We start from the raw sequence: 1709 nt of genomic DNA on the forward strand, positions 1-1709 counted from the left end.
AGAATGATTGAATGAGGTGAAAATATGGCGTACAGTATTGATTTGCGAGAACGAGTATTGGCTTTCTATGATGATGGGCATAGTCAACAAGAAACGATTGCGACTTTTAGAATCAGCCAATCTGCATTGAATAGTTGGCTGAGACTTCGCAAAGAAACAGGAAGTTTGGAAAAGAAACCAGTTTCTAACTTTCCTAGCAAATATGAATCCGCCAAACTCCGTCAATATATAGAAGAACATCCATTCGCTTTACTAAAAGAGATTGCCGCATATTTTGGCGGTTCTATTTCTGGAGCATGTGATGCTCTTAAGCGCGAAAAAATTACTTTAAAAAAACGACAACAGCTTACAAAGAAAGAGACGAAGAAAAACGGCGAATATTTGATGAGCAACTAGCTGGAATTTCTGATGAAACAGATATTGTTTATATGGATGAATGTGGGGTTCAAAAAGATTTACAGCCTAGATTTGGCCGTGCTGTACGTGGACAAAGAGTTATTTCTTTTCAAGCAGGTCGTCGCTATAAAAGGTTAAACATCATTGCAGGTCTGTATATGGAAAAAGTTATCGCACCTTACTACTATGATTGGTCTACCAATAGTGAATGGTTTGAAATTTGACTAGAGTGGCATTTATGTCCGTTATTAAAACCTGGCAGCGTTCTTATCCTGGATAACGCACGCTTTCATCGTAAATCTGAAGTAGAAAGAATTGCAAAAATTTTTAGATTGCAGGTTCTTTGGCTACCACCTTATTCTCCAGATAAGAATAAAATAGAGAAGGTATGGGCAAATTTGAAAAACTTTATCCGTCGTCAGGGCAGAAAGTTTAAAAGTCTTCAGCAATCAATAGACTTTTATTTCAAAACGTAACAGCTATACTATCAAATTAATATAAAAAATTAGCTTTTTTTCTTAGGATATGTCTAAAAATTATGTCTATGATGTGATTACCTTAAACAATCTAAAGAGGGGTATTTTCAATGATGCCACGCTACTACGAACTTACAAATGAATAATGGGAACAAATCAAGAGCACCTTTCCACCTTATGCCACTAGATGTCTACCTAAAAGGGATGATCGCGAAATGTTCAATATCATTTTGTAAATATCTAGAAACAGTTCATCTTGGCATGATAAAGATGTCTTACTAACTATTTTTGAAGAATTAAATTCTGATCCGGATTTTAAAATTCTCAGTATGAATCTCACCAGTATCAAAGTATATCACAATACTGGTGCAAAAAAGTCATAAACTAAGATCGCCATCCATATATTGGAATGAAATACAGTGAAGAAACCACCAAAGTCCATATTATTGCTGATAGTTTAGGCAACCTCATTTTATTTCATTTGATCGGTGGAACTATTTCTGATAGCTCTCCTGTCTACGATCTTTTGGATGAGATGCCAATTAAGGTAAGTAATATTCTTGACGACAAGGCTTATGGTTCTCAAAAGATTCGTGAATATATTACCATTCATGAAACAACCTATAAAATTTCATCCCAATCAAATGTGAAAAATTCTTGGAACGTTGATTAGTATTTGTATAAAGAGCGACATTTTATGAATGTTTTTTCAATAAAATCACGTGTTTTCGTAGAGTCACGACACATTATGTTAAACTGGTAACTTCGCTTTTAACTTTGTGTATGTCGCTGCTATTTTTCGTTTCACATAATAAATAACCATGTGTAGATACGACC

3 protein-coding genes and 1 pseudogene are annotated in these 1709 nt (G+C 34.6%); all 4 read left to right on the top strand.

Going from position 1 to position 1709, the window contains the following annotated elements; translation table 11 throughout:
* Positions 1-24 precede the first annotated feature (24 nt).
* The 4 genes and pseudogenes from ATL10_RS30640 to ATL10_RS30655 all read left to right on the top strand — a co-directional run bounded on the left by ATL10_RS30640 (position 25) and on the right by ATL10_RS30655 (position 1545).
* Complete coding sequence (locus tag ATL10_RS30640) at positions 25-396, top strand: transposase (protein WP_258375855.1); 372 nt, start codon at positions 25-27, stop codon at positions 394-396.
* 32 nt (positions 397-428) lie between these two features.
* A complete protein-coding gene (locus ATL10_RS30645) occupies positions 429-620 on the top strand; it encodes a hypothetical protein (protein ID WP_110498375.1) in 192 nt (63 codons plus the stop codon).
* A gap of 36 nt (positions 621-656) precedes the next feature.
* Positions 657-872: pseudogene (locus ATL10_RS32435) on the top strand (transposase); the annotation flags it as partial.
* 409 nt (positions 873-1281) lie between these two features.
* On the top strand, positions 1282-1545 hold the full coding sequence (locus ATL10_RS30655; RefSeq protein ID WP_110498379.1) for a transposase: 264 nt from the start codon (positions 1282-1284) through the stop codon (positions 1543-1545).
* Positions 1546-1709 lie beyond the last annotated feature (164 nt).

Origin of the sequence: Bacillus sp. 196mf (assembly GCF_003217275.1) — a bacterium.
In the GTDB taxonomy this organism is placed as follows: Bacteria; Bacillota; Bacilli; order Bacillales; family Bacillaceae_G; genus Bacillus_A; species Bacillus_A thuringiensis_S.

Coding starts and splice junctions, on each gene's coding strand:
- ATL10_RS30640 (WP_258375855.1), top strand. CDS start 25: ATGGCGTACAGTATTGATTTGCGAGAACGAGTATTGGCTTTCTATGAT.
- ATL10_RS30645 (WP_110498375.1), top strand. CDS start 429: ATGGATGAATGTGGGGTTCAAAAAGATTTACAGCCTAGATTTGGCCGT.
- ATL10_RS30655 (WP_110498379.1), top strand. CDS start 1,282: ATGAAATACAGTGAAGAAACCACCAAAGTCCATATTATTGCTGATAGT.